The organism is Streptomyces sannanensis, from assembly GCF_039536205.1.
Lineage (GTDB): Bacteria > Actinomycetota > Actinomycetes > Streptomycetales > Streptomycetaceae > Streptomyces > Streptomyces sannanensis.
This window is the reverse complement of record NZ_BAAAYL010000001.1, coordinates 5,331,780-5,350,623: the sequence shown is the minus strand read 5'-3', so window position 1 is coordinate 5,350,623 and position 18,844 is coordinate 5,331,780. Positions and strand designations below refer to the sequence as shown.

22 protein-coding genes and 2 pseudogenes are annotated in these 18,844 nt (G+C 71.5%); 6 read left to right on the top strand and 18 right to left on the bottom strand.

Translation table 11 applies throughout. The features are described from left to right. Window positions 1-42: 42 nt before the first annotated feature. The 4 genes and pseudogenes from ABD858_RS25020 to ABD858_RS25005 all read right to left on the bottom strand — a co-directional run bounded on the left by ABD858_RS25020 (window position 43) and on the right by ABD858_RS25005 (window position 2,122). Entirely contained in the window at window positions 43-531 is a 489-nt protein-coding gene (locus ABD858_RS25020) for an SMI1/KNR4 family protein (RefSeq protein WP_345041493.1), read from the bottom strand. Window positions 532-698: 167 nt separating this feature from the next. Continuing rightward, a pseudogene (locus ABD858_RS25015) lies at window positions 699-860 on the bottom strand (transposase); the annotation flags it as partial. A gap of 16 nt (window positions 861-876) precedes the next feature. Then, on the bottom strand, window positions 877-1,818 hold the full coding sequence (locus ABD858_RS25010) for a hypothetical protein (protein WP_345041492.1): 942 nt from the start codon (window positions 1,816-1,818) through the stop codon (window positions 877-879). A 73-nt stretch (window positions 1,819-1,891) separates the two neighbouring features. Continuing rightward, window positions 1,892-2,122, bottom strand: a complete 231-nt coding sequence (locus tag ABD858_RS25005; protein ID WP_345041489.1) for a hypothetical protein — start codon at window positions 2,120-2,122, stop codon at window positions 1,892-1,894. Between the two features lie 43 nt (window positions 2,123-2,165). Here ABD858_RS25005 and ABD858_RS25000 point away from each other — a divergent pair, with 43 nt between their 5' ends. Both ABD858_RS25000 and ABD858_RS24995 read left to right on the top strand, forming a co-directional pair. Beyond that, entirely contained in the window at window positions 2,166-2,330 is a 165-nt protein-coding gene (locus tag ABD858_RS25000; RefSeq protein ID WP_345041487.1) for a hypothetical protein, read from the top strand. Window positions 2,331-2,515: 185 nt separating this feature from the next. Further along, on the top strand, window positions 2,516-3,025 hold the full coding sequence (locus ABD858_RS24995) for a hypothetical protein (protein WP_345041485.1): 510 nt from the start codon (window positions 2,516-2,518) through the stop codon (window positions 3,023-3,025). Between the two features lie 72 nt (window positions 3,026-3,097). On the opposite strand, the gene ABD858_RS24990 is transcribed toward ABD858_RS24995, so the two are convergent. Both ABD858_RS24990 and ABD858_RS24985 read right to left on the bottom strand, forming a co-directional pair. Further along, window positions 3,098-3,289 carry a DUF397 domain-containing protein gene (locus ABD858_RS24990; protein ID WP_345041483.1) on the bottom strand — a complete coding sequence of 64 codons (192 nt, stop codon included), beginning with the start codon at window positions 3,287-3,289 and terminating at the stop codon, window positions 3,098-3,100. Then, complete coding sequence (locus tag ABD858_RS24985; RefSeq protein WP_345041481.1) at window positions 3,286-4,173, bottom strand: helix-turn-helix domain-containing protein; 888 nt, start codon at window positions 4,171-4,173, stop codon at window positions 3,286-3,288. Before ABD858_RS24985 ends, ABD858_RS24990 begins: the two co-directional genes overlap by 4 nt. 403 nt (window positions 4,174-4,576) lie before the next feature. Between ABD858_RS24985 and ABD858_RS24980 the strand changes: the two genes are divergently transcribed. Both ABD858_RS24980 and ABD858_RS24975 read left to right on the top strand, forming a co-directional pair. Next, window positions 4,577-4,801: a DUF397 domain-containing protein gene (locus ABD858_RS24980; RefSeq protein ID WP_345041479.1), complete on the top strand. Its 225-nt coding sequence runs from the start codon at window positions 4,577-4,579 to the stop codon at window positions 4,799-4,801. A gap of 77 nt (window positions 4,802-4,878) precedes the next feature. Next, entirely contained in the window at window positions 4,879-5,346 is a 468-nt protein-coding gene (locus tag ABD858_RS24975; RefSeq protein WP_345041477.1) for a hypothetical protein, read from the top strand. Between the two features lie 21 nt (window positions 5,347-5,367). On the opposite strand, the gene ABD858_RS24970 is transcribed toward ABD858_RS24975, so the two are convergent. The 3 genes from ABD858_RS24970 to ABD858_RS24960 form a co-directional block, all read right to left on the bottom strand. Continuing rightward, complete coding sequence (locus ABD858_RS24970; RefSeq protein ID WP_425586247.1) at window positions 5,368-5,523, bottom strand: hypothetical protein; 156 nt, start codon at window positions 5,521-5,523, stop codon at window positions 5,368-5,370. Between the two features lie 64 nt (window positions 5,524-5,587). After that, window positions 5,588-6,529, bottom strand: coding sequence for a sigma-70 family RNA polymerase sigma factor (locus ABD858_RS24965; protein ID WP_345041475.1), 942 nt, complete (start codon window positions 6,527-6,529; stop codon window positions 5,588-5,590). A 10-nt stretch (window positions 6,530-6,539) separates the two neighbouring features. Next, window positions 6,540-7,730: an NAD(P)/FAD-dependent oxidoreductase gene (locus ABD858_RS24960; protein WP_345041473.1), complete on the bottom strand. Its 1,191-nt coding sequence runs from the start codon at window positions 7,728-7,730 to the stop codon at window positions 6,540-6,542. Window positions 7,731-8,054: 324 nt separating this feature from the next. On the opposite strand from ABD858_RS24960, the gene ABD858_RS24955 reads away from it, so the two are divergent. Then, window positions 8,055-8,504 (top strand): ATP-binding protein, encoded by a 450-nt coding sequence (locus ABD858_RS24955; protein ID WP_345041471.1) that lies wholly within the window; start codon window positions 8,055-8,057, stop codon window positions 8,502-8,504. Window positions 8,505-8,621: 117 nt separating this feature from the next. Then, window positions 8,622-9,629 carry a hypothetical protein gene (locus tag ABD858_RS24950; RefSeq protein ID WP_345041469.1) on the top strand — a complete coding sequence of 336 codons (1,008 nt, stop codon included), beginning with the start codon at window positions 8,622-8,624 and terminating at the stop codon, window positions 9,627-9,629. A 317-nt stretch (window positions 9,630-9,946) separates the two neighbouring features. On the opposite strand, the pseudogene ABD858_RS24945 reads toward ABD858_RS24950, so the two are convergent. From ABD858_RS24945 to ABD858_RS24905, 9 genes and pseudogenes are all read right to left on the bottom strand, one after another. Then, window positions 9,947-10,720 (bottom strand): annotated as a pseudogene (locus ABD858_RS24945) (hypothetical protein); the annotation flags it as partial. A 269-nt stretch (window positions 10,721-10,989) separates the two neighbouring features. Next, complete coding sequence (locus ABD858_RS24940) at window positions 10,990-11,667, bottom strand: GntR family transcriptional regulator (RefSeq protein ID WP_345041466.1); 678 nt, start codon at window positions 11,665-11,667, stop codon at window positions 10,990-10,992. Window positions 11,668-11,784: 117 nt separating this feature from the next. Beyond that, window positions 11,785-12,804, bottom strand: coding sequence for an ornithine cyclodeaminase family protein (locus tag ABD858_RS24935; protein WP_345041463.1), 1,020 nt, complete (start codon window positions 12,802-12,804; stop codon window positions 11,785-11,787). A gap of 11 nt (window positions 12,805-12,815) precedes the next feature. Next, the gene (locus ABD858_RS24930; RefSeq protein ID WP_345041462.1) at window positions 12,816-13,838 is read right to left on the bottom strand and encodes a proline racemase family protein; all 1,023 of its coding nucleotides are present in this window, start codon (window positions 13,836-13,838) and stop codon (window positions 12,816-12,818) included. Next, entirely contained in the window at window positions 13,835-14,836 is a 1,002-nt protein-coding gene (locus ABD858_RS24925; protein ID WP_345041460.1) for a proline racemase family protein, read from the bottom strand. The genes ABD858_RS24930 and ABD858_RS24925 overlap by 4 nt, the downstream gene beginning before the upstream one ends. 26 nt (window positions 14,837-14,862) lie before the next feature. After that, window positions 14,863-15,774, bottom strand: a complete 912-nt coding sequence (locus ABD858_RS24920) for a dihydrodipicolinate synthase family protein (RefSeq protein ID WP_345041458.1) — start codon at window positions 15,772-15,774, stop codon at window positions 14,863-14,865. 117 nt (window positions 15,775-15,891) lie between these two features. Further along, entirely contained in the window at window positions 15,892-17,331 is a 1,440-nt protein-coding gene (locus ABD858_RS24915) for an FAD/NAD(P)-dependent oxidoreductase (RefSeq protein WP_345041455.1), read from the bottom strand. Further along, window positions 17,312-17,632: a (2Fe-2S)-binding protein gene (locus tag ABD858_RS24910; RefSeq protein WP_345041453.1), complete on the bottom strand. Its 321-nt coding sequence runs from the start codon at window positions 17,630-17,632 to the stop codon at window positions 17,312-17,314. The genes ABD858_RS24915 and ABD858_RS24910 overlap by 20 nt, the downstream gene beginning before the upstream one ends. Beyond that, window positions 17,629-18,795: an NAD(P)/FAD-dependent oxidoreductase gene (locus ABD858_RS24905; protein ID WP_345041451.1), complete on the bottom strand. Its 1,167-nt coding sequence runs from the start codon at window positions 18,793-18,795 to the stop codon at window positions 17,629-17,631. The genes ABD858_RS24910 and ABD858_RS24905 overlap by 4 nt, the downstream gene beginning before the upstream one ends. Between the last annotated feature and the right edge of the window lie 49 nt (window positions 18,796-18,844).

Sequence of the window (18,844 nt, the reverse complement as noted above, 5' to 3'; positions counted from 1 at the left end):
CAACACGGGTACCAACTCACAGAGCACCCTTTGAATTGCCGATCAGTCGATGCGGTCGCTCAGGCCCAACACCTTCGGGTCATCGCCGGGGAAGTCCCTGGGCATGCCGGACACATCGAGGGTCCGCCGGTACACGCCCGCCAGGAACTCGACGGCACCGACCGGGAACTCCGACCACTCGCCGTTGTCTGTGCGGACGACCACCGGCCATGCGTCCGGGTCCGCAGGGCTCGTCCTCCAGTAGAAGGAGTCCCCCGAATTGGACTCCGCCCAGCAGATCAGGCCTCCCGGCTGCGGGAAGGGAACGTAGCCCTCGGTGTCGCCCATCTCGTACAGATCCTGAAGGATCTCGTCCTCCCTGGACTCGGATGCCCATGACGCCTCGGCGCCGGGCCGGGGAACGGACACCGTCAGGAAGTCGTCGACGACCAGGATCGGATATGCCTCCGCCAGAGAGCGGAAGTCCGAGGGCAGCGCCGTCCCGAGGTCCGCCTCGAGGGCGGCCCAGTCCACGCAGCGTCTACCTGGCACACGCCACCGTGTAATCGCAGGAAGCGCGGCCTCCAACTCTTCGACCCTCAGCATGTCGCCTGCCAATCCGGGGAGTTCTCGACCACGACGGTCTCGAACAATACTCCGTCCGGTGTAGGCGGACATGACGACGACAAAACCGCTCAAAGAAGCATGTACCGCCCTCTCACTACCTCGCGCACCGCCTCGAAGACACGGTTCGGCCGCACCGAGCGGGCCAGGCGGCGGCGGAAGTACGCCAGCAGCGACGGATCGAAGGCCATGTCGTGCAGCCCGAGCCCGCAAGCAGCCTTCCACCGCAGGTCACACCGCAGTTCCTGAACCGTCTCGAAGCCCTTCGCACTGCTACGGCAGCGGCGTCGGCGTCCGGCCGCCGAGGTCCGCGGCCGTCTGCACCTCGTGGAACTCCAGCCCCAGGTAGATACTGCCCGCCCACTCCTCCGGCGTCTGATGCCCGATGTAGTCCAGATCGCCTATCTCGGACTCATCCGTCAGGTCCCAGTCCGAGAAGAACGCGAAGACCCGGACGCGGGCCTCCTCCTCGGACACCCCGAACCGGCCCGCCATCGAGGCCACCACCAGCCGCGCGATCTCCGCACCCCGCTCGCTCACCGGGACGGGGAAGTCGGTCATCACTTCGCCGATGTGGTGGCCCCGGGCCCGCAGCTCCGCCCGGACCCGGTCCGCGTACCGTCGGGCGAAGGCGTCGGCGCGCTCCCACAACGCCTCGCCGTCCGGCCGGCGGCCGCTCCCCCGCGCCGCGGCGAGGTCGGCGAGGTCCCCGGCCAGGAGCTCGCGCTCCTCCGCCGCCTCCGGTCCCGCCAGCCGCTCGGCCAGCGCGCACGCCTCGGAGAAGCGGGCCTCGTCGTCCGGGTGGACGACGACGTCGAAGACCAGGCGGGCCAGCTCCCGCTGCCCGTCCACGTGCTCCTCCGGCCGGCGGACGGCCTCGGGCAGTTCGGTCACGCCGGCCAGGATCCAGCGGGTGAGGCCGATGTCGAAGGCGTCGACCCCGCCGTCCGGGCCGTACCCCTCCCGCAGCATGGCCACGGCGGTGCTGTGCGCCCGGACCAGGCCGTTGCGCACCGGCCCGACCCAGGGCGACGCCACCGGGGGCTCCAGCAGCGAGGTGTAGCGCACGGCGAGGAGGGCCGCCGCGAGGACCCGGTCCGCCTGCTCGCCCTCGGGGAAGGCGGCGGGCTCCAGCGCCTCGGGGCCGTCCTGCTCCTCGTCGTCGTCCTCGGTCCCGTCGAACTCGGGGAACTCGTCGTCCTTGCCGTTCTGCACGGTCCTGCGCAGCCTTTCGCGTCGGGTACGGGGAAGAAGACACCGGAGATCGGCCGGGATCACCGGCCTGGGATCACCAGAGCTTCCAGGTGTTGATCCCCATGAACCACTTGGCGAACCAGCGCCCCCAGAAGCAGGCGCTGAACTTCTTCACCATGCGGAAGGAGATCTGGTGACCACCCGACACCGGCTTCACGCCCTTGGTGTGCGGGTACGAGCGGCTGTTCATCAGCATCGGCCCCTCCACGTAGGGGCGGCTCTGCCGCAGCTTCGGCGGGTTGGAGTCGGCCCGGAACTTGGCCACCTCCTTGGCCCACTCCTCGTTCGCCTCCGTGTAGACCTTGCCCTTGAACTTGGCGAACTCCGACTTCGGGATGCGGAAGTGGACGACCGCCGACTGGGCGCCCTCGCCGCGGACGCCCTTCTTCGCGGCGTTCCGGGCCTGGCGCTCCGCCCACTCCTTGGCCTGGTCCTCGATGTTCGTCGTGCAGAACCGCCGCCCTGGTCCGTGAGACGCTGGTCCCGCTCGCGCTCACGCCGGACGACACAGCCGCCCTGCTGGCTCCGCACTGGCAGAAAATGGACCCGGTGGCGCGGCCCCGGGGCCCGGCCCCCGCCACGGCTGACCCGACCTCTGGGTGGCCACACCTGCGGCCACCCAGAGGTGGCCAACCCGCACCCAAGGAACCAACGCCACGTGGTACGTCGAAGCCAGAGCAGCAATCCCCGTTCGGTCGTCGTCCTGACCTCGGGTACGGACTGGGGTACCCGTGCCGCCGGGCAGCGGCGGAGCAGCGGGGCCGAGTCGCCCATACCCCGGCGGCAGCCCGCGAAGATCAAGGCCTTGCAGCAGACCATCGGGGTGGTCCGCGTTGCCATCAACAGGAAGCGCTGGCACGAGGCGCGTTACGCGCTCAGCCGGGCTCGGGCCCTCACCAACGCCCTCCCCACCAACATGGCCGTCCAGGAACGCGAGCAGCTCTCAGCGCTCCGCAAGAAGTACGCGGCGCGCAACACCCCGGCCGCGAAGAACGCCAAGCAGACGAAGCCGACACCAGCCGGGCGTGCGGGAGTCAAGAAGCCTGTCGTGAAGAAGTCCACGGCGAACAGCACTGCGCAGAAGCCGAAGCCCGCGCCGGTTCGCGACCTCGGCGACCGCTTCATCAACCGTGCGGCCCTCGGCTACGCTCCCGCTGACGAGGCATGAGGCACACAGGTACCGCGAACGGTGTGCCGCCCGCCTCTCCGGCACCCCGGCAGCGGGCGGCACACCAGCCACTCAATACCCCGACGCGAACCGCACGAACGGCGCCCATCCTTCGCGGCCGACCGTGAAGGCCGGGCGGGTCACGTCCTTGGAGTCCCGTACGTGGACGGCCTGTTCGGTGATCGCGACCTCCACGCAGCTGTCACCCTGGCTGCCGCTGTAGCTGGACTTGAACCAGGCGAGTTCCGTCGTACCGCTGCTCATAGCTCTCCTCGCAGTCGCTCCAGCAAGGCCCGGGATTCATTGGGGCTCAGGGCCTGCGAGCGCAGTGTTTCATAGCGCTGGCAGATGAGACTCACCTCTTTCGGGTCGGAGATCAGCCGCCCGTTCTGCTGGCCCTCGGAGTACCCGAGCCGCCGCCCCTCCGGGGTCTCCAGAACCTGTACGGGCCCGTCCAGACACGCGTGCAGCCCAGCCTTCAGCGGAACCACCTGAAGCGTTACATCGCGCGGGGCACTGCATCCCAGGACATGGTCGAACAGCTCACGCATCGCCTCCGCATCCCCGAACCGCCGCCGGAACACGTGTTCCTCGACGATGAAACTGAACGGCACGGTCGGTCGCTCCCGCATCATCGCCTGCCGTTCCATCCGGGCGGCGAGCTGTGCTTCCAGCTCCTCGTCGGTCCGCAGCGGGATCGTGCCCTCGAACACGGTCCGCGCATACGCCTCCGACTGCAGCAACCCCGGCACCAGCCGGCACTCGTACGTGCACAGGCTCACCGCCTCCCGCTCCAGCCGCGCCCACCGCCGGAACCACGCCGCGAGCCCCACCTCACCCCGGCTGAGATGACGGGCAGCCTTCCGCAGCGCACCGGTGTTACCGAGCGCCTCCTCCGCCCGCTCCACGAACGCCTCGTCCGGCATACGACGCCCCAACTCCACCGACTCCACGGTGTGCTTGGAGTACTGAACCCGGGCGCTCAGGTCGACCCGGCTGAGCCCCGCATGCTCGCGCAGCGCCTGGACGACGGCGCCGAACGTCCGCAGGCTGTCCGACGGATGCGGCTCCCGCTCGCACTCCCCCGCCGGAACCGCCCGTACGCCGACGTCCCCGGCCGCCTCCCCCTTGACTCCGACGTTCTCCATCCGCCGCCCCTTTCCTCCGCACCGCACCGCGACGGCTCCGTACACCGTCCCGTGCTCGCCACCCAGCGTGACGGAAAACGAGGCGTACCGTCCACTCTTCGTGTCCGTACGATGACTCAGCGTACGGGGTGCCGCACTCGTCCCCACCCGTACCCGGCCGCCACTCTGGCGCCATGGAGAGCGAAGAGAGACCGTCCGGTCCCGCGATGGGAGCCACGGCGGGGAGGTGCCGGTCGGAGCCGCCACGTGAGCCGTCGCCCGAGCCGGGTCGCCCCGACCGCCCTTTTCTGTCGGCCGGCCGTGAGAACACGCGGGCGTCCGCCGCCTCTCCCGCGGACTCCCGCCCGGCACGGGCGGCGGCGGCCGGCCATGGCCGTGACCAGATGAGCAGGAAGGTGCAGTGATGCAGAACGGAACCAATCTGTACGCGCTCGACATCAGCGGGGCCTCGTTCCTGAAGGCGTGCGGCGGCCCCTGCACCGAGGGGTGCGTGACCCTGGCCCGGATCGGCGAGGACGCCTGGGCCCTGGGGGACAGCAAGCGGCCGGACGCGCAGCCGCTGCGGTTCACCACGGAGGAGCTGGACGTGGCCGGTATCGACCCGGCACGCTTCGGTCTCGACGTCTGATCCTCCCCCTCCCTCCCGTCGGCCGGGCCGGGTCCGTCCCCGCGCCCGGCCGGCGCTTCTCGAAACGGTAACGGCTCGTGCACCACCACGCCTATATGTGGACCGGTCCGAAGGAACGCTTCGACGACGAGGCCCTGCGGCGGCCCCCGCACCCCGATCCGCCCCCGGCCGGAAGCAGGTCGGAACTGATCGGGCGCTACCGCGAGGTGGCCGCGGGGTTCCCCGCGTCGGACCTCCCGCCCCTGGAGACGGCGTACTGGCTCGTCAAGCCCCGCTCACTGGTTCGGGGCACATGGGACGAGGCGAAGGAAGCGGCGGCCTGGCTCGGTGAGCGGCTGGCCGAGTACGCCCCTCGGTTCGCGTCGGAGAGCGACCGGGACACCACGCGCCTGGCCCGACTGGTGAACGCTGCCGTCGGACAACTGCACTCGGGTGCCGATGTGGCGTACGGCTACTACCTCGAACGCCCCTCGTATCTCTCCCTGGCCGTGGTGACGTGCTCCCCGAATCGCGCGATTCCCGAACTGGCGTGCCCGGTGGCGTAGTCGGCGGGACGGGTGCGCTGTTCAGGCTCGTCCGGCGCGGGCCCGGTCGCGCTTCTCGCGCACGACGGTGAACCCGGCCGACCGGTGGAGAGCCACCGCGGCCTCGTGGGTGGACGGTGTCACCACGGCGACCGCGCTCGCACCCCGACGGGCGAGAGCCGCGCACGCGCCCGGCACGGCATCGCACCCGCGGCCGTGCCCGCGATGGTCCGGACGCGTCACTGGATTCCGGTGGCTCCGGTCACCATGCGCTGATGACCGGCGCGTCGGGTTCGTGCTGCCGCCAGGCCTCGTTGAGGCGCGTGAGCCGGTCCGCGGCGGCGATGCCTTGCAGGGACGCGACCTTGCCGTCGCCGACGTCGAACGCCACGGCGCCCACGACCCGGTCGTCGACCACGGCGAGGACGGCCGGGGAGCCGTTGACCAGCGCGATGTGGATCGCGGGTGAGCCGCCGGCCAGCCGCCGCTTCGCCGGCGTGGGTTTGAAGCCTGCCCGCACGAAGGAGGCGACACGCTCGCGCGTCTCGTACCGCAGCAGCCGCCTGGCCAGTCCGGCGCCGTCCGAGACCATGGTCGCGTCGTCGGTGAGCAGCTCCAGCAGCCGTTCGGTGCGCCCCGACGTGGCGGCGGCGAGGAACTCCTCGACGACCCGACGCGCGGACGCGGGGTCCACCTCGTCTCTGCCGCGGCGGCGCTCGGCGGTGACCCGGCGTCGGGCGCGGTGGACGTGCTGCTGGCTCGCGGACTCGGTGATGTCGAGGATCTGGGCGATCTCGGCGTGGCTGTAGGAGAAGGCCTCGCGCAGGACGTAGACGGCCCGCTCGACCGGCGAGAGGCGCTCCATGAGAATCAGTACGGCCAGGGACACCGATTCGCGCTGCTCGAAGGTGTCGGCAGGGCCGAGCATCGGGTCGCCCTCGAGGAGCGGCTCGGGCAGCCAGTCTCCGACAGCGCGCTCGTGGCGCGCCTGCGCCGAGCGGAGCCGGTCGAGGCAGAGGTGGGTGACGACCTTGGTCAGCCACGCCTCCGGCACCTCGACCCGTTCGCGGTCTGCGGCCTGCCAGCGCAGGAACGTGTCCTGCACGGCGTCCTCGGCGTCGGCGGCCGAGCCGAGCAGACGGTACGCGAGCGAGGCCAGCCGGCCCCGGCCGGCCTCGAACCATTCGATGGCTGCGCTGTCCATGCGGAGCAGCCTATGCGGCGGCCCTCGCGCCGGCCCGGTCGGGCGCGGTGGCCAGGCGGCGCTTGCGCTTCGGCATGCCGAAGGTCGGGTGGGCGGTGCCCCACCCGGCCGTCTTGAGCACGCCCGACTTGAGCCGCGCGGCGGTCCGGCCGCCCAGGTACCAGGGCTTCGACCGGACGTTGCCGTCCACCATCTGGAAGATCGCGTCCCGCCGCCCGAGGCTGATGTGGTTGCCGTGGTACTTCAGCCCGGTGGTCGGGACCTCGCCGCCCGTCAGGCGGGCGATGATCGCGGCGGTCGCCTGCATGTTGGTGTAGCCGGCCGAGGCGCAGGACATGGGCAGCGGCCGGCCGTTCTCGCCGATCGCGTAGGCGCAGTCACCGGCGGCGTAGACGTCCGGGTGCGAGACCGAGCGCATGGTGCGGTCGACGACGATCTGGCCGGTCTCGGCGACCTCCAGGCCGGCGGCGGCCGCGATGGGGTGCACGGCGAACCCGGCCGACCACACGGTCACGTCGGCCGGGACGGACATGCCGTCGGCGGCGATCGCCCGCGTCGGCTCGACGGCTTCGACGGCGGTGTGCTCGTGGACGGTGATGCCGAGCCGGTCGAAAGCCTGGCGCAGGTGGCGGCGGGCCTTCGGGGAGAGCCAGGCGCCCAGCTCGCCGCGGGCGGCGAGCGCGACCGAGAGGTCGGGCCGGGACTCGGCGATCTCGGTGGCGGTCTCGATGCCGGTCAGCCCCTCACCGACGACCAGCACGGTGCCGCTCTCGCCCAGGCCGGCCAGGCGCTCACGCAGACGCAGTGCCGAGGACCGGCCGGTCACGTCGAAGGCGTACTCGGCCACGCCGGGGACGCCGTGGTGGGCGACGGAGCTGCCGAGCGCGTAGAGAAGCGTGTCGTACGCGAGTTCGCCGTCGCCGTCCTCGCCGGTCACGGCGACAGTCCTGCGTTCGGGGTCGAGGCCGGTGACGCGCGCCAGGCGCAGCCGCACCCCGGTGCCCGCGAACACGTCTGCGAGCTTGCGGAACGCGACGTCCTGGCCGCTCGCGAGCTGATGGAGCCGCATCCGCTCGACGAAGTCGGGCGCGGCGTTGACGACGGTGATCTCGGTGTCGGCGGGGGAGAGTCGGCGGGCCAGGTTTCCGGCGGCGAAGGCCCCGGCGTATCCGGCGCCGAGTACGACGATGCGGTGCTTCATGGCGTTGCTCCTGTCTCGTTCGCGTGCCCCTTGAACGAGACGGCGCCCCGATTGCTGACAGGAGCCGGGTGTGACGTGGGTCACCGAACCGGGACGGGCGGCCGGACCTCCGGCGGACGGCCTGGGCCTGTCCTGGGCAGTCGAAACGGGGCGACGGCCAACCACGGCTCGAGACGGCCGACCATCGGTCGACGTCACACCCGCGCTCACCACGCAACGCGGCGGAAGACCCGGCGCACCGCCCACTCCCCGTGTCCGTACGCTGACTCGGCGTACGGGGTGCCGTACTCGTCCCCACCCGCGCCCGACCGCCACTCTGGCGTCATGAACCAAGCAACGCCCCAAGTCGGCACTCTCACCGGCACCTTCACGCAACTGCTGTCGTCCACGCGGCGCGGCGCCCGGCTCGCCCGGCTCCTCGCTGTAACCGAGCTGCGATCCTGGGGCGTCCCGCAGGACCTCACGGAGCGTGCCGAAGTCATCGTTGGGGAACTCGCCGCCAATGCCGTTCTCCACGGCCGCCTACCCGGCCGCTGCTTCCGGCTCACGTTCGTCCTCGACCCGGTGGCCGGCCGCCTGCGCGTCGAGGTCACCGACGCCTGCGGGGACCTGCGCCCGCCAATCCCTCCGGCGGACACCGAACCCGATCCGCTCCGCCCCGGCGGGCGCGGCCTGTTGCTCGTGGCCGCCCTCGCCGACCACTGGGACTGCGTCCCCTCCCCGCCCAGCGGCAAGACCGTCCGGGCGGTGCTCTCCGCACCGCCCGAAGCGTGACACCCCATAGCCGCCCTGGCCGCGCCACCTCGGCGTCAAGTCCAGGGGGCTCAGCCGAACGGGTGATTACAGACCAAACGCCAAATAATGTTGTTGTTCCGTAAATAGTTTCAGATCATGCCTAATGTCAGTCACGACACCTTGCACGGCTTCCTGCCGGGACGTCCGAAAGCGCTGAACCGTGCGCTGGACCTCCTGGGACTCGGGATCCCGCCCGGTGTCACCACCGAGCCTCTCCCGACGGACGCCTCCGGCGCCCCGAAGATGTTCACCCGGCACATGGACTCCGTGCTGCGGGTGGTCCGTCCCGACGGACGTGATCCGTTCATCCTGCTGGTCGAGGCGCAGACCGGCGTCGAGACGAAGAAGGAGACCTCGTGGCCGTACTACATCGCTTACCTGCGTGACCGGTACAAGCTCGAGGTCGTCCTGCTGGTCCTGTGCGTGGACACGGCGACGGCAGCATGGGCGGCCAGACCTCTGAGTACCGGCGTGGGGCGCCCCACCCAGGTGACGGTTCCTCATGTGCTGGGGCCGTTCAATGTTCCGCGCGTGAACCAGGTTCAGGAAGCTGCGGCCGACCTGGACTTCGCCGCGTTCTGCCTGTGGATCCACAGCAACGACCCGGACATCGAGGGCATACTGACGGTGGTGGGCGAGGCATTGGCTCAGGACGCGGACCGCGAAGCCCGGGACGACTTGGCGGGACTGATCGAGGACGGCCTGGGCAGCGAACACGCCCGGGAGATCTGGAGGAACCTGATGAAGACCCTCTTCACCCCCAGGCGAGGCACCATCGTGGGCGACGCCCGCCTCGCAGGACAGGAAGAAGGACGCGAGGAAGGGCGCGAGGAAGGGCGCGTGGCCGGAAAGGCCGAGCAACTGCTGCGCCTGATGGAGCGCCGTGGCTTCCCGATGACGGAAGAGACCCGACAGCGCGTCACCACCTGTACGGACATGCCGGTCCTGGATCTCTGGTTCGACCGCGCCATCGACGCGACCACCCTCGACGAGGTCTTCGCCGCGCCCTCTGCCACGGACCGGATCCCCGCACCCGCCCAGAGCCCGGAGCAGACCGGAATCCCCAGCCAGAGCCCGGGGGCCCCCGGCTCCTCGACCGACTGACGCCGGTTCGCCCCGCTTGTTCCGTGTGAGAGCGAGCGGGGCCTTGGGGAAGCTGCTGCAAGGGCCCCTGGCCGGCGCGGGCGTCGGCCTCGTGCTCGGCCGCGCGCGGATCCTGCTCCCCGCTCACGATCAGGACACTCTCCGAGGACGTGGCCGAGACGGGTGCTCGCAGGCCGCGCAGCGTTGCCGTGCAGGAGGAGACCGCACGCTCCAGGAAGCGTCTCCGCAGGCATCAGGCACGTCGTGCTCGCGTTGCCCCAACCGCGTTCGAGGTTTCGGGCTGTCCTGCACCACTGACCAAGTGAGTGCGAACGCGCCTACGCCTCCGCGGGCAGCGCAGGGAACACGACCACCGAGCCGTCCTTGTTGCGGGCGATCTCAATCGCCACGTCTGTCGTGCGGCTGTTGACCGTGACGCCGTCGCCCAACTTGTGAAGCCGGTGTGCCGCGCGCATCTCACCAGTCGTGAAGACGGGTCGCAAACTGTTCGGGCGTGCCAGCTCCAGCGTCGACAGGCGTTCCAGGACACCGGCGATACCCGACTCCATTTCGTCGAGGCGCTGCTGGTCCCGCTTGAGTGCGCGGGCGAAGCTCTCGAACAAGTTGCCAGGATCGCTCTGCGCATGCTCGACGGCCTGGAGGACGTTGACCCGCCGCTTCAGCGCAATGGCCAGGGCAGCGAGTTCGAGGTGCGTGCGGAACGTGCCGCCATGGTCGTCCACTCCGGGGAACGACTCGGTCAGCGTGCCGATCTCGACGGCCTTGCCATCGGGCAACTTGTCGAGTGCGCTCTGCCACCGGGCAAGGCGGCGGTCAGCGGCGCCCAGCGCCGTGTTGATGGCATGCACTGCCGAGTCCAGTCCCAGCGAGACACCGAGCTTGCCCTGATCGAGCAGAATGGCGGTGGCTTTGTCGATGGCATCGCGGCAGCCATCGAGTTCGCTGTGCTCGTCTTCGAGCTTCTGTTCGTGCAGTTGCTCCAGCAGTTCTGTGATGTGTTCGATGGCCTCCTGGCGCTTGGAGTCGGCATTCGCGCTCACCCCCACCGCCACGGCCATGAGCACGAGCGGTGCGGCCACGGTGAGCGCCGACTGTGGCACCAGCGGGCAGCTCGGGAGCGAAGTGGCACACAGCGCGCACCACGCGCTCGGACGTCACCTGGTCCAATCCCGCACGCCGAACGGAGTCCATGAACCATTCAGTCAGGCCGTGCACGAGGTCGACGGGCGCTGACAGGGCGTGGCATGTTGACGACGTACACGCATTGATGCGGATATCGCGTTGCGTCGGACGTACGACGACCCCATGGGCGCGGTCCCGGGAGTGGCCACCGGCGGCCGGGGCTCCGTTCGGTCACTCCTCAGACGGGTTCCTCGCCCTCCTTTGCCCACACGGAACGTACGTGCCCGAGATGCCGTGCCATGCAGGCCATGGCGGCCTTCGCGTCACCGGCCACCATGTGGTCGAGGAGCTCGAGGTGTTCCTCGGCGGAGGAGATCAGCTCACCGCGCTCGTCGAGCGCGGTGAGGCCGTACAGCCGGGAGCGCTTGCGCAGATCACCGACCGTCTCGACCAGCCGGTCGTTGCCGGACAGGGCGAGGAGGGCGAGGTGGAAGCGGCGGTCCGCCTCCAGATAGCCGATGAGGTCGTGCGCGCGGGCGCACTCCACGATGGCCTCGGCGAGGGGACGGAGATCCTCGAGCGTGTCCCGGGAGCACTTCTCGGTGACCCTGCCGATGGTGGGAACCTCGATGAGGGCGCGCAGTTCGGTGTACTGGTCGAGGTCACGCTCGCTCAACTCCGTGACCCGGAAACCCTTGTTGCGTACGGGTTCGACCAGCCCCTCGCGCGCGAGGTCGAGCATCGCCTCGCGCACGGGGGTGGCCGAGACGCCGAAGTCGGCGGCGAGACCGGGCGCGGAGTAGATCTGGCCGGGGCGCAGTTCGCCGGCGATCAGTGCGGCGTGCAGGGCCTGGGCGACCTGGTCACGCAGCCGCTCCCGGGCAGTGATCAGAGTGCGCTGCTTCAGGTCGCCCATGGTCGTTCCTCCGAGTGTTCGCCGGGCACCCAGCGTACAATGTCACGTTGCGCTGGGCGTCCGAACCTTGGCTCGGTTCTCCGCCAGACTTCGCCCGGGGGGACCCCCACGGGGCGCTCAAGGCTGTGTCGACGGTCGATCGTGCTCGGGTCCCTCCTTCGTCGGGACCCTGCGCGCGTTCTCCCTTTCGACACAACCGCGCCCCCTTCGCTCGACGGCCCGGTGGACCGCGGCCGCGACGGCGAGGTCCTGCCAGGCCATGCCCACGCTCTTGAAGAAGCGGGGGCCACCGGGTCCGGGGGCGGTCCGGCCGGACACGAGATCCGCGAGCGTACCGACGATCCGGCCGGGCTCGAGGGCCCCTTCACGCACCGGAATGATCAGATCTCCGGCTTCCCGCAGTGCGACGGAGCGCGCCTCGACGAAGACACGGGAGCGGCTCACCAGCGCGGTGTCCGTCTCGCGGGCGTCCGGTTCGTGCGAGCCGACGGCGACGACGGTGGCGTGCTCGGGAACCAGTCGTCCGTCGAAGAGCGGCTCGCGTGCCGTGGTGCAGCAGACGACCAGATCGGCGCCGGACACCTCGTCCGGGGTTCCGGTGCGGGCGTCGAGGCCGAATGCCGTACGGGCGTGCGCGACGAGGGCCTCGGCGGCCGACGCGGTACGCGACACGACGGTCAGCCTGGTCAACGGCCTTTCTGCGAGGGCCGCTTCCAGATGGCCGTACGCCTGCGGGCCGGCGCCGAAGAGCACCAGGTGCCCGGCGTCGGGTTCGGCCAGGTGCCGGATGGCCACGGCGGAGACCGCCGGGGTGCGCAGGGACGTCAGCGCGGCGCCGTCCAGGAGCGCCACGGGCATCAGGGTGGCGCCCTCCAGCAGCAGGTAGCCGCCGGTGATGCGGGGAAGCCCGCGCCCGGGGTTGGCCGGGGCCACACCCGCGATCTTCACTCCCGCGTACGCCCCGGCGGCGGCGGGCATCAGCAGCAACTCTCCCGCCGGTACGGGGACGTTGGCGCGGGGCGGGCAGGTCTCCGGGTCGAGGCCCGCCCTCAGGACATCCGCCACGGCGTCGGCCGCGGCGGAGGGGGACAGTGCGCGGGCGATGTCGTCCGCGTCGATGAACAGGAGGTCTTTCACGGCCTGGCCTCTCACAGCAGGAATCCGGTCGCCAGGCTGTCGCCGGGCTCCAGTACGAAGGTGTGCTCCCCGGTCCGGTGTGCGGTGCCGGTGACCTCGGTGACGATGCCTTCGCCCGTACCGGGGACGACCCGGCCGGTGAAGACGGTGCCGATGACCGACTCGTGGTGCAGGGTGTCGCCCGGGCCCAGCCTGCCGTCGTCGGCGAGCAGCGTGAGACGGGCGGAGGTGCCGGACCCGCACGGTGACCGGTCGATCTGGCCGTCGGCGAAGACGGTGACATTGCGCTGCGCGGGCCCCTGGGGGGTGTCGGGCAGCTCCTCGTAGAGGATCACGCCGTAGACGCCGGACAGCAGCGGACTGTCGGGGTGCCAGGTGGCGGGATGGCCTGCCAGTGCTGCCCGGACCTCCTGGCCGGCGCGCACGAGCTCGTCCAGCGAGGCGACGTTCACGTCGAGGCCGAGCTGTGCCGCGGGCACCGAGGCGTAGCAGGCTCCCGAGTGCGCGATGTCGACGTCGGCCATGCCCCGGCTGGTGGCGACGGGGATCTTGCGGGCGGCCACCCTGGCCGGGACGTTGCGGAAGGTGATGCCGGTGGTGCGGCCGGCCTCGCGGTGCACGGTGGCGGAGACCCTCCCCGAGGGGACGTCGATACGGACCTGGACGGAGCCGTCGTCGGGCGCGGCGACCAGTCCGCTGTCCACGGCCCAGGCGCCGAGCGCGATCGTGCCGTGTCCGCAGGCGGTGGAGAAGCCGTCCTTGTGCCAGAAGAGGACGCCGAGATGGGCGCCGTCGTCGTCGGGCGGGACGACGAAGCCGCCGTACATCCCGGCGTGGCCGCGGGGTTCCTGGACCAGCAGCCGGCGGATGTCGTCGAGCGGGCCGGAACGGGGGGCGGTGCCGGATCCGCCGGCGCCGATGGTGTTGGCGCAACGCTCGGCGACCGTGTCGCCCGGGATCGCCGGCAGCCCTTCGGAGACGATGCGGAAGGGTTCTCCCGCGGTGTGGTAATCGGTGGTGCGTACGACGGTCACAGCAGGAAGCCTCCGGGGAACGGATCGCTCGGATCCAGGAAGTATTGGGCGGTGCCGGTGATCCAGGCCCGGCCGGTGACGGTGGGGACGACCGCGGGCAGTCCGCCGACGGTGGTCTCCTCGATCAGGCGGCCGGTGAACTCGGTACCGATGAAGGACTCATTGACGAAGTCGCGGCCGAGCGGGAGCTCGCCGCGGGCGTGCAGCTGTGCCATACGGGCCGAGGTGCCCGTACCGCACGGCGATCGGTCGAACCAGCCAGGGTGGATGGCCATGGCGTGCCGGGAGCGGACGGCGTCGGAGCCGGGGGCCGCGAGATAGACATGCTTGACGCCGCTGATCTCCGGGTTCTCGGGGTGGACGGGACGGTCGGTGGCGTTGATCGCGTCCATGACGGCGAGCCCGGCGGCAAGGAGGTCGTCCTTGCGGGCACGGTCGAAGGGCAGGCCGAGGGAGTCGAGCTGGACGAAGGCGTAGAAGTTGCCGCCGTAGGCGAGGTCATAGGTGACCGTGCCGTGTCCCGGCACTTCCACTTTGCGGTCGAGCGCGACACAGAAGGCCGGAACGTTGGTGAGAGTGACGGACTTCGCCGCGCCGTCCTCGACCCGCACGTCGACGCTCACCAGTCCTGCCGGGGTGTCCAGGCGGACCGTGGTGACCGGTTCCACGACCGGCACCATGCCGGTCTCGACGAGCACGGTGGCGACCCCTATGGTCCCGTGTCCGCACATCGGCAGCAGCCCGGACACCTCGATGTAGAGCACGCCGTAGTCGGCGTCGGGCCGGGTGGGCGGCTGGAGGATCGCGCCGCTCATGGCCGAGTGGCCGCGCGGCTCGTACATCAGCAGGGTGCGGATGTGGTCGAGGTTTTCGATGAAGTGCAGCCTGCGCTCGGCCATGGTGGCGCCGGGGATGACACCGACACCGCCGGTGACGACGCGGGTCGGCATGCCCTCGGTGTGCGAGTCGACGGCATGGAAGACGTGACGGGTACGCATGAAGTCCCCTTCTCGGCCGGTTGTTACTACTTGAGGCCCTCGGCGAGCGCCTTCTCGGTGGCGGCGCGCACGGACGCCTCCTGCGCGCCGGTGAGCGGGAAGCGCGGCGGCCGGACTGCGCCGCCGGTGCGGCCCGCGATGTCCATGGAGAGCTTGATGGCCTGGACGAACTCGGTCTTGGAGTCCCAGCGCAGCAGCGAGTGCAGGGACTTGTAGAGCGGCAGCGCGGTCTGAAGGTCGCCGGCGACGGCGGCGTGGTAGAGGGTGGCGCAGGTGGCGGGCAGGGCGTTGGGGTAGCCGGCGATCCAGCCGACCGCGCCGGCGAGGGCGAGTTCGAGCAGGACGTCGTCGGCGCCGATCAGCAGGTCGAGGCCGGGGGCGAGTTCGGCGATCTCGTAGGCCCGGCGGACGTCACCGCTGAACTCCTTGACGGCGACGATGCTGCCCTCCTGGTGCAGCCGGGCGAGCAGGGCGGGTGTCAGGTCGACCTTGGTGTCGATCGGGTTGTTGTACGCGACGATGGGCACACCGGCCTTCGCCACCTCGGTGTAGTGGGCGCGTACGGCGGCTTCGTCGGCGCGGAAGGCGTTCGGCGGGAGCAGGAGGACGGAGCCCGCGCCCGCCTCGGCGGCCTGCTCGGCCCAGCGGCGCGACTCCGCGCTGCCGTACGCGGCGACACCGGGCATCACGCGGGATCCGTCGCCCGCGGCCTCGACCGCGGTACGGACGACGCGGGCGCGCTCCTCGTCGGTGAGCGTCTGGTACTCGCCGAGGGAGCCATTGGGCACGACGCCGTCGCAGCCGTTGGCGATGAGCCAGGCGACGTGCTCGGCGTAGGCGTCGTAGTCGACGGAGAGGTCGTCGCGCAGCGGCAGGGTGGTGGCGACCATGATTCCGCGCCAGGGGTGGTTGCGGGAGGCGGTGGACTCTGCGGTCATGACGTGAGACTCCTACTCGTGTGAGGTGTGACATTTTACTAAGCGATGCACGGAGGCCACAAGGACCCGTCGTGCCCGCACGGCCGCCGCGGTGGGGCGGCCGTCAGCTTCTCGGGGTCAGTCCTCCGCGCCGGCTTCCGCCGGGGGCGGCAATTCGGCGAGGTGCTTCAGCGGTACCGGGCAGGACAGCGGGCGCCGGTCCGCCGCGGGTTCCTCTCCCGCCAGACACGCCACCGCCTGACCGCACATCCGGCCCTGGCACCAGCCCATACCGGCGCGGGTCAGCAGCTTGACGGTCCGGGCGTCGCGCGCGCCCAGTTCGGCCACGGCCTCCCTGATGCTGCCGGCCGGGACCTCCTCGCAGCGGCACACATCGGTGGCGTCGTCCAGCCAGCCGGTCCAGCCCGGTCCCGGCCGGTGCGCGGCGGCCATCGCGTCGGCGAAGGCGCGCAGTCGCGCCCGGCGTCGGGCGAGCCCGGCCACGGCCCGCGGGTACGGCGTGCCGCGCAACTCGTGGGCGATGGACGCGGCGGCCAGCTCGCCCTCGGTCAGGGCGAGTTCGGCGCCGCCGATGCCACCGGCCTCCCCTGCCGCCCAGACACCGGGAACGGAGGTGCGCTGGTCACCGTCGAGTTCCAGGGCGAGGGTGCCGTCCGGGGTGCGACGCGTGGCGCAGCCGAGGCCGGTGCCCAGTTCCAGCTGGGGAACCAGGCCGTGGCCCACCGCGAGCGCGTCGCACGGAATGCGCCGGCCGGTGCCGGGCACGGGCCGCCAGTCACGGTCGAGGCGGGAGACGGTGACGGCCTCGACCCGGTCCTTGCCGTGGGCGGCGGTGACCGCGTGCCGGGTCAGCAGACGGACGGAGTGCCGCAGCAGGCCGCCTCCGTGCACGGCGCCCTCGACGAGCTTGCCCGGGTTGCGTACGAGGGAAGGGACTTCACGCGCGTACCCCGTGTAGGAGGCGGCCTCCACGACGGCGGGCACCCGGGCGCCGGCGGCGGCGAGCGATCCCGCCACGGCCGGGAGCAGCGGGCCGCTGCCGGCCACGACGATCCGCTTGCCGGGAAGCACCAGGCCGGACTTGAGCATGGCCTGCGCGCCGCCCGCGCCCACGACGCCGGGCAAGGTCCAGCCGGGGAAGGGAAGTTGCCTCTCGTACGCGCCGGTGGCGAGCAGCACCGCGGCGGCACGGACCGTGGCGGGCGTCTCCTCGGGACCGGCGACGGCGTGCAGCCGCCAGCCGTCCGGGTCGCGGACGACGGTCCACACATGATGGGCCGTCAGATGGGTGACCCTGCCGTGCCGCTGGTGATCCCGCAGTCTGTGCACCCGTCCGGCGAAGGCGCGCCAGCCGTGGTGCAGGGCTTCCGGGCGCCTGGCTCCGAGACCGGGCGCGGGGTGACGGTAGAACTGTCCGCCGGGCCGCTCCCCCGCGTCGAGCAGGGTGACGCGCAAACCCAGGTCGGCCGCCGCGACGGCGGCCGCGAGCCCTGCGGGGCCCGCGCCCACGACGGCGAGGTCGGTCGGCGCGGTCGGTTCAGACGGCGAGGTCGGCATGGCCGGTCCCCTCCTGGGTGGTGAGGATGTCGCCGGGCCGTGCGGGGACCAGGCAGGCACGCTGGTTGGGGCGGCCGTTGACGGTGAGCAGGCAGTCGTAGCAGGCGCCGATGCCGCAGAACGCCCCGCGCGGTGCACCGCTGCCCCGGGTGGTGCGCCAGGCGAGGATGCCGGCGGCCCAGAGCGCGGCGGCAAGGCTCTGCCCGGGCAGTGCGGTCAGCGGACGACCGTCGAAGGTGACCTCGAACGACGCCTCCGGTTCTGCCCGTACGAGCGCCTGCGGGGAGGGGTCGGGGCTCATCGGTCGGCTCCTTGGCGGTCGAAGCGTTCGGGGCGGAACGGGGTCAGGTCCAGGTCGGGTCTCTCTCCGCGCAGTACGGAGGCGATGAGCAGCCCGGTGGCCGGGGCCAGGCCGATGCCGGCTCCCTCGTGACCGCAGGCGTGGTGGAGGCCGGGCACCCGCGGGTCGGGGCCGATCGCCGGGAGGTGGTCGGGGAAATAGGGGCGGAAGCCGTGGTAGACGCGCATCGCATGGACGTCCGCGAGGACCGGGAAGAGGTCGGCGGCCTGGGCGGCGAGGCGGCGCAGTGCCTCGGTGGACAGGGTCCGGTCGAAGCCGACGCGTTCACGGGTGGCGCCGATGAGCACGGGCCCCGAGGGGGTTCCCTCGACGACGGCGGAGGACTGCAGGGCGGCGGAGCCGCTGGCGACGTCGGCGATGTAGTCCGCGGCGTACACCTTGTGGCGGACGACCCGCGGCAGCGGTTCGGTGACGAGGACGAAGCCGCGGCGGGGCAGTACCGGCAGGTGTGTGCCGGCGAGACCGGCGAGCTGTCCGCCCCAGGTGCCGGCGGCGTTGACGACGGCCGGGGCGAGGAGTTCGCCGCGCGAGGTGCGTACGCCGCGGACGGCGCCGTCCGGGCCGGTCAGGACCTCGGTGACCTCTTCGCCGAGGTACAGCCGGGCACCGTGGCGGCCGGCCGCGCGCAGCAGTTCGGCGGCGGCCCGGGCGGGCTGGACCTGGGCGTCCTGGGGGTAGTGGAGGGCCCCGGCGAGGCCGGGGGCCAGATGCGGTTCGAGGTCGTGGAGCCGGTCCGCGGCGACCTCGTGGGCCTCGACGCCCGCCCCGCGCTGGCCTTCGGCAAAGGTGCGCAGGGCGGACAGGGTGGCCTCGTCGGGCGCCACGACGAGGCCGCCCTTGGGCTCGTACTCGGTCTCCGGCGGGAGGGCCGAGCGCAGTTCGCGCCAGAGTCGGGTGGACATCAGCGCGAGGTCGAGCTCAGGGCCCGCTTCCTTGTCGGAGACGAGCAGATTGCCTTCCCCCGCGCCGGTGGTGCCGCCCGCGACGGGACCGCGGTCGACGACGGCGACGGAGAGGCCGGAGCGGCTCGCGTAGTACGCGCAGGCGGCTCCGACGACGCCGGCACCGACGATGACGGCGTCCAGGGGGTGTCTCTTGGGCACGGCAGTAATATGTCACATTGCCATGTGACGGCCAAGGGTTTCCCGTCAC